7 protein-coding genes are annotated in these 7,107 nt (G+C 42.3%); all 7 read left to right on the forward strand.

Annotation, left to right across the window (positions count from 1 at the left end; translation table 11 throughout):
* The first annotated feature begins 3 nt into the window (after window positions 1-3).
* Window positions 4-1,362 carry a type 4b pilus protein PilO2 gene (gene pilO2 / locus L975_RS09295; RefSeq protein WP_177326629.1) on the forward strand — a complete coding sequence of 453 codons (1,359 nt, stop codon included), beginning with the start codon at window positions 4-6 and terminating at the stop codon, window positions 1,360-1,362.
* Window positions 1,352-1,765: a type IV pilus biogenesis protein PilP gene (gene pilP / locus L975_RS18150; RefSeq protein ID WP_072033050.1), complete on the forward strand. Its 414-nt coding sequence runs from the start codon at window positions 1,352-1,354 to the stop codon at window positions 1,763-1,765. The genes pilO2 and pilP overlap by 11 nt, the downstream gene beginning before the upstream one ends.
* Before the next feature lie 14 nt (window positions 1,766-1,779).
* Window positions 1,780-3,309, forward strand: coding sequence for a GspE/PulE family protein (locus L975_RS09300; RefSeq protein ID WP_156121180.1), 1,530 nt, complete (start codon window positions 1,780-1,782; stop codon window positions 3,307-3,309).
* A 62-nt stretch (window positions 3,310-3,371) separates the two neighbouring features.
* Window positions 3,372-4,418: a type II secretion system F family protein gene (locus L975_RS09305; protein WP_177326630.1), complete on the forward strand. Its 1,047-nt coding sequence runs from the start codon at window positions 3,372-3,374 to the stop codon at window positions 4,416-4,418.
* Window positions 4,419-4,447: 29 nt separating this feature from the next.
* Window positions 4,448-4,990: a type 4 pilus major pilin gene (locus L975_RS09310; protein ID WP_047708311.1), complete on the forward strand. Its 543-nt coding sequence runs from the start codon at window positions 4,448-4,450 to the stop codon at window positions 4,988-4,990.
* Window positions 4,991-5,048: 58 nt separating this feature from the next.
* Window positions 5,049-5,954: an ATPase, T2SS/T4P/T4SS family gene (locus L975_RS17260; RefSeq protein ID WP_052181377.1), complete on the forward strand. Its 906-nt coding sequence runs from the start codon at window positions 5,049-5,051 to the stop codon at window positions 5,952-5,954.
* On the forward strand, window positions 5,951-7,107 hold a 1,157-nt coding region (gene pilV, locus L975_RS09320; RefSeq protein ID WP_156121182.1), incomplete at its 3' end, for a shufflon system plasmid conjugative transfer pilus tip adhesin PilV. The genes L975_RS17260 and pilV, both read left to right, overlap by 4 nt.

Raw genomic sequence — 7,107 nt, forward strand, 5'->3', positions numbered from 1 at the left:
CCTGTGAAAATCCCACAAATTCCACGATTAAAGAAAGCTAAGTCAGGGGCGGTTCAAGTCCAGCGAGATAAAAATATTGTTCAAATTAATGGAGGTTATTTTTCATCTGGCCTGCGATGGGTTCCGCTGAATAGTCCATTACACTACATGCGTGAAGCGCGAGCTTACGGTAAAAAGCATGGTATGGATATTGTCGCGATTCGTAAAACCGAGCGAACATTGCAGGCGGGTTACGTTAAACGTGGGCGAAATCATCCTAAAGTGCTCTATTCTTTGGCTACTGTTCTCGCTGGCGAAATAAAAGGGTCGTTCTTTGGCGTTTTTGAAATACCCGCGAGTGATTCTGAGCCTGAAAAATACTATTTGCTTGCAGTGAAGGACGGGGCTATCGCCCCGTTATCAGATAAGCTGTTTGATACGGCGGAAGAAGCCTCTGAAGCTGCACATGTCTTGTTTAATCATTATTCACCAGATGACTTTAAACACATCTATTCACCGAGTTCATTTAACTTAGGTGATATGCCACTGGTTCTAAGTGATTTTTTAAAACCAGAGGCGCTAAAGCGTGAGTATCGCGTTAAATCGCTCACGTTAGGTTTAAGTAAAAAAGAACAAGCGTTAATCGGTATCGCTTGTCTAGTTGGTGCGGCTTGCTGGTATGGATGGAGTGAATACCAAGCTGTCAAAGAGGCTGAGCGTATAGAGGCTGCGAGACTTCGTGAAATAGAGAGAAAGCGGATCGAAGAGCAAACGCAGCGGAGCGTTGGAAATCTAGATCTTCCTTGGGTTAAACAGCCGAGTTTTATTTCCGCGCTTACTACATGCTATCAGCGTGTAGCAAGCACGCCAATTAGCCTTAAAGGTTGGATGTCAGCAGATGCTAACTGTGTGGTCGAGACTGCGCAAACAGAGTCCCGATTCGTTCGGCAGGGCAATGCAACCATAAATGATTTTATGACTGCGCTAACCTCACCTAAAAACGGGTCGAGCTTTGGCGGCAATGTTATTGTCACAGGATTTAATTCACTATCAGTGGTTTCACCCGTGTCTGGTTTTGTACCGGGAGGGGATGACGCAGCATCACAGAAAGTGAATGATTTAACATCATTCTTTCAACGTCTGAATGTAGACGCTGATATAACACTAGGTATTCACAAAGAACATAACGATGAAAATGGTAATCCATTACCCCCTCCAACATGGCGATTTTACTCGTTGTCAGTAAAGACAGAAATTTCACCGCTTATATTGTTTTCTAGTGAAGATTTCTCCGGCGTCAGATTGCAAGGTTTAACCGTTTCAATTGCGCCAGACACATCAAAACTAACGTGGGAAATTAAAGGGGTTATTTATGAAAAATAAATTATCTGCGTACTTAATTGTTGCAATATCGCTAAGTCCACTTTGTTCTCATTCAACACCGACTATCGGTGATTTGGATAAGACACAATCAAGTATTCAGTATCTAAAGGCTAAAAACGAAGAGCTAGCGTTGAAGTTGCAACAAGCCGATCTAAACAAAAAGTTGGGCGGGTCAAACGGTAGTGAAAGTGCTGATGTTAAAACTTTCTCTTCCACGTATTCGCTATCAGAAATTTATGGTGGTCGGCGCGGGTTATCCGCATCACTACTGATTAATGGCCGCCCACAATCAGTAAAAATCGGTGATCGGTTGCCCGATGGGAGTGTTGTTAAAAACATTACTCGTTCATCGGTCGGTTTACAGTTGCCGGATGGGATGGTAACGACTATCCAATTACGGTGAATTGGAGGCTGTAAGTGAGCGAGAAAGATAAAGTAATATCATCTGCAGTTGAATCTAGCCCTGCATATATTTTAGATGCAGAGCTGAGAACAATGTGCGGATTCTTCAATAGCACATTTTATTGTGTAAAAGGTAAACTCACAGAGCACGCGGTACAAAGTTATGCGCAGCTTTTGCTTGAGTTGAACGCAATTAAAAGTGTTTTTGATGTAACAGAAATATCATTTTCTAAGCTGCAAGAACTTTACTCAGTAGGTTCAGAGAAAAAATATCAGAGTTACACGCAAGAAGATGTTTTGGCGCTTATAAAAAAAGCGGCAGAGCAAGAAGCTAGCGATATGCACATCATTGTTGATGATGATAATTCAACGATTATTAAGCATCGTATTCTTGGCGACATGTTGGTTGTTGATGATACGAAAAGTGATTCGTATGGCATGGCTATTTTAGGGTCTATGTATAACACTATGACCGAAAATGGGAAGCCTTACTTTTCAACAGATGGATCTGCTGATGGCCGAATAAAACAAGAGTTTATTAAAGATTATGGGCTGTTTGGTCTGCGTTACTCTCAACGTAAGACGGACAACGGTGTTTTTGTTGTTCTACGCCTTTTTTATAATAAGGGTAATGTGTCTCAAACCCTCGAATCGCTGGGTTATACAGAGCAACAATGTGCTGACATCAATCGATTGATAAATCGTAGGGGGATGGTCATTTTTTCTGGTGCGACGGGATCTGGCAAATCGACAACTATTGCTGTGATTTTACGCATGATAATAAAGATGACCGAAGGGAAGCGGAATATCATTACTATCGAAGACCCGCCAGAATTTAAAATTGAAGGTGCAGTCCAGACAGTTCTTAGTCATATGCCGGGCTATGAGGATATGGACAAGGCAATTTCGGCTGCTTGGGCCGAAGCTATGCGAAGCATAATGCGCCTTGATCCAGATATTATTATGGCCGGTGAGATACGGGATGAGCAATCGGCAACAGGTGCCATTCGTGCAGCACGAACAGGCCACCAAGTTTGGAGCACAATTCACACTACGGATGCACTCAGTGTCTTTGACCGGTTACGTGATATGGGTTGTGATGCCCCCTCTATCGCTAACCCTGCCGTACTATCTGGTTTAATCAATCAGTCATTAGCTAAGGTGCTTTGCTCGAAGTGCAAATTACCCTTAAAAGGGAATGAGCACTTAATCAATGATAGTTCAGCACTGTCAAAAGTTAAACGGCTTACCAAGTGGGACGGCGTTTACATTAAAGGGGCTGGTTGTGATGCGTGTAATCATTTTGGTTTCACTGGCCGAACAGCCATTGCCGAGATTGTGGTAACAGACAAGAAATTAATGACACTTTTACGTGATAAAGGTGGTTCGGCAGCATTTGAATACTGGATTTCTAAAGGCGGGGTTTCTAAGTGTGCGATGTTAACAAAGCGGGTTAATGAGGGGGTTGTTGATCCGTTCATTTCTGAACGAGAGTTACATATCGCACTTGATGATGATGAAATCATGTTGGGTTCAGATGAATGAAATATACATCGTTCCATGATTTAAACATTCGATTCGCGTTTAACGCATCCAAGCGAGTCTCTGTGTATCGAGCTATCGCTGCGTTAATGAAAAGCGGTATTCCTCTGCACGATATACTTATAGACCTGATAAGCGTTTATTCTGATGGGAAATATAAAAGGAGTAATAGCGATAACCATAAACTAAAAGACCCGGTGGCAATCATCATGGAGCGCATTCTATCTGAGATGGAAGAGGGGACGCGCAGCATCGGTGAGCTTTTTAGACCGTGGATACCAGAGCATGAGGCTCTCATACTGCAGGCAGCAGATAAAATTGGTCAAGAAGCATTACCTGCCGTATTGGATGACTTGATCTATTCGATACAGGTTAGGAAAAGAATTGCCAAGATTTTGCTAAAAGCCGTTTTGTATCCTGCAATTCTATCGTTCTGTGGGATTGGCATTTTGATGATGTATGCAATTGATGTGATACCAAAGCTTTCTTTGGTATCGCCTCCTGATTCGTGGCCGACGTCATCTCATATTTTTTACTCGCTGTCTAACTTTGTTAATGACTACATTTTTCTAATCAGTATTGGAGGGATTTCTCTTTATGCGCTGTTCTTCGTGTCATTGCCAATGTGGACGAAACGATTAGCAAAACTAAGAATTTTCGCAGACCGATACCCGCCATACAGTTTGTATAAAATACTAAATGGTTGTTCGTTTATGCTTAGCCTTTCAGTAATGATTAAGGCAGGGATAAGCATGAATGATGCTCTTGGCGAGATAGAAAAGATTGCGACTCCTTGGCTTAAAGATCGTGTACAGGGGGCAATATATAATGTGGCTAGAGGGAAGGGGTTAGGTGAATCCTTGCGTTTGTCTGGTTACGAATTTCCTAGTAAAGAGGCATATCACTTTATTTCTCTTCTTTCTAAGTCATCAAGCGGGTTATCTGATGCAATGTATGTCTTCTCCAAAGATTGGATGGAAGACTCAATCAGCCTTTTAGAAAAGATGGCTACCATAATCTTTTATTCAGGGATTATAGGTATTGGTGCGTTAATCATGTTGATTATCCTTGGTCAACATGGGATGACTGACGGATTAACAATACGTTCTTGATTAATCCTATTTTTATTCATGAGGATATTATGCAAAACATTAATAAGTATCACGCCATTAAAAAGAATGGCTTTACGTTGATTGAGATATTGGTCGGTATGGCTATTGCCGCGATTTTGTTATCACTTGCATCAGGTGATATAACTAAAGCTTTTTTCGGTACGAATGAAGCTACTGTGAATAGCCATATAACGACTCTTATTGCAGAAACAAAATCGGTTAAAGACCGAAATGGTTATGGTGATGGTAAAGCCAATGTCAACTTGATTCCTATTTTGATTAAGCGAGAAAAAATACCAACATCAATGAAAAAAGATGGTGACACGCTTAAAAATGATTTTGGCGGCGAATACACGAACACTTCAACTACGGGGGGGTTCGGTTATGAAGTTGGCACGACGAATATCCCAGCTGCGATTTGTATCAGTACCGTATCGATGCAAGCAAAGGCAGGCATCGCAAGCACAACAAAAATCAACTCAAACACATTTAATGGCCCAGTAAGTAACGCTCAAGCTGAGGCAGCATGTAATCAAGATAAAAATACAATCTCATTTGTAGTTATTGGTTGATTTTTTGTTGGCTAAGGAGGGCTAGATAGCCCTCCTCTTTTTACAGGATTGGGGATTTATGGACATATCAGAGGTTATATTCACTGACTTGTATATTGATGCAAATGGTACTTTTTTTGCTAAAAATAAAGAGGTGCTGGTATCGTTAGCCGGTGTCGATAAAAACTCCATTTTAGCTTTAAAAGCTGCGTGTGATGAAAAATACAGTTCATCTGTTACAGAATTTCGAGTTAAATCTGGTAAGTCATTTTACCGAGTGACAACCATTCCCTCTGAACCGTTTGTTTATGTTTTAAAGAAAAGCCAGACTAAGGCGCGTGATTTTAACTCTATTGGCTTATCACCACGAATTAGAAACTTTATCCTAGATAAAAAATCGACAGGATTAGTGCTCGTTGGTGGGCCGATGAACTCGGGTAAAACATCAACAGTAGCAACGTTTTTCCAAGAGCGGTTAAACTTGCTGGGCGGCGTTGGTATGGCAATTGAAGATCCGCCAGAAATCATTATTTCTGATACTGAGATTGGTCGTTGTGTGCAAGTACATGCGCACAAAGACAACGGTGGATATGCAGAGCAATTACGTTTAGCACTTAGAACGGGCGCTAATTTCTTCTTAATCGGTGAAATCCGAGATCAAGAAACTGCGCATCAAGTGATTAATGCGGCAATGAATGGCTCTTTGGTTTTTTCTACGATTCATGGTGATGATATTCCTAGAGTTGTGGATAGGCTGATGGGGTACTGCGAAGGCTACTACCGTAACTGCATAAAAGAAGCGCTGAAAGTTGTTATTTATCAGCAGCTCATTCAACTAACTAGTGGATCGTTTAGGCTTTCATGCAAAATGTTAGAGATTGATGATAAGTGTCGCGCCACGATAGGTGAGGGGCGTTTAACATCGCTGAATGAGCTTCAAAAAAATCAGTCTCAATTAGCCATAAATGGTAGGGTTGATGAATGAAAACGATGAAACGTGGGTTCACGTTAATTGAAGTTTTAGTGACTATTGCAATATTGGCTATTTTAATCCCTCAAGGGCTGAATTATTTCAATCTCTATTTGAACCAACAAGTTACTCAAATTGCTGCACAACATCAAAAATCGGTTCAAACAGCTGCAGCAAAATATGTAGAAATGCACTATGCACAGTTGCTAGCAGGAACATTACCGCGAGTCATCAACATTGATGAATTGCGCGGCAATGGGCTTCTAAATCAAGATTGGTTTAAGTGTGGTGATGTTCCGTGTCATTCAGGCAATGCAATTGGTCAGGGCGTCTTGCTTAATCCATTTTCCCAGAAATATAAAATGGTCATTCGTAGTTACCCATTAGGCGGTAAGACAATTTTAGATGCGCTGTTACTGACTGAGGGCGGTCAAAAAATTCCGATTGGTGATTTAGTCTCTATTAGTCGCGCCGTAGGTGCTGCAGGGGGTTATACCGAAGCAGGGAAAGCTATCGGAACGTTCAATTTGTGGGAAACGACATTGAGCGCGTTTGGCGGCGGGGCAAATGTGGGAGACGGGCATTTAGCGAGTGCGCTTATTGTCGCGGATGGTGCATCGCGCAGTAACGATTTTCTGTATCGTTCAGCCGTTCCGGGAAAGCCAGAATTGAACAGAATGAACACTGATTTAGATCTCGGCGGTAACTCAATCCGTGGTGTTAACTCTATTAGTGCTACTGGCCCACTATCAGCCGGGGATATTGATGTTGGCTCTATCAACTCAAAAGGGAATATTAGTGGCGTTAATATCGCATCACAGGGCAGTGTTACGGCAGGTGGTGACGTTAGTAGCAGTGGTGCGGTAACTGCAAATTCAGATATTCGCACAAACTCAGGCTGGCTTATCACGCAGGGTAATCAGGGCTGGCGTAATACGACGCACAACGGCGGCTGGTACATGAGTGACAGCACATGGGTACGATCATACTTAGACAAAAATATTTATACAGGTGGGCAGGTGCTAGCTGGGAACATTAGCTCAAACGGACGACTGCGTACTGGTGAATATTTACTGATCGAAGGTATCGCGGTAGCAGGCCAAAATTGTTCGCCGAATGGCCTTGAGGGTCGCGACACCACTGGCGCGCCACTGATTTGTCAATCCGG

It is taken from the genome of Plesiomonas sp. ZOR0011 (assembly GCF_000800945.1).
Classification (GTDB): Bacteria; Pseudomonadota; Gammaproteobacteria; order Enterobacterales; family CAMTGL01; genus Plesiomonas; species Plesiomonas shigelloides.

Bases quoted from the DNA above. Each gene is read 5' to 3' on its own strand.
- pilP (WP_072033050.1), top strand. From the start codon at position 1,352: ATGAAAAATAAATTATCTGCGTACTTAATTGTTGCAATATCGCTAAGT.
- L975_RS09310 (WP_047708311.1), top strand. From the start codon at position 4,448: ATGCAAAACATTAATAAGTATCACGCCATTAAAAAGAATGGCTTTACG.
- L975_RS17260 (WP_052181377.1), top strand. From the start codon at position 5,049: ATGGACATATCAGAGGTTATATTCACTGACTTGTATATTGATGCAAAT.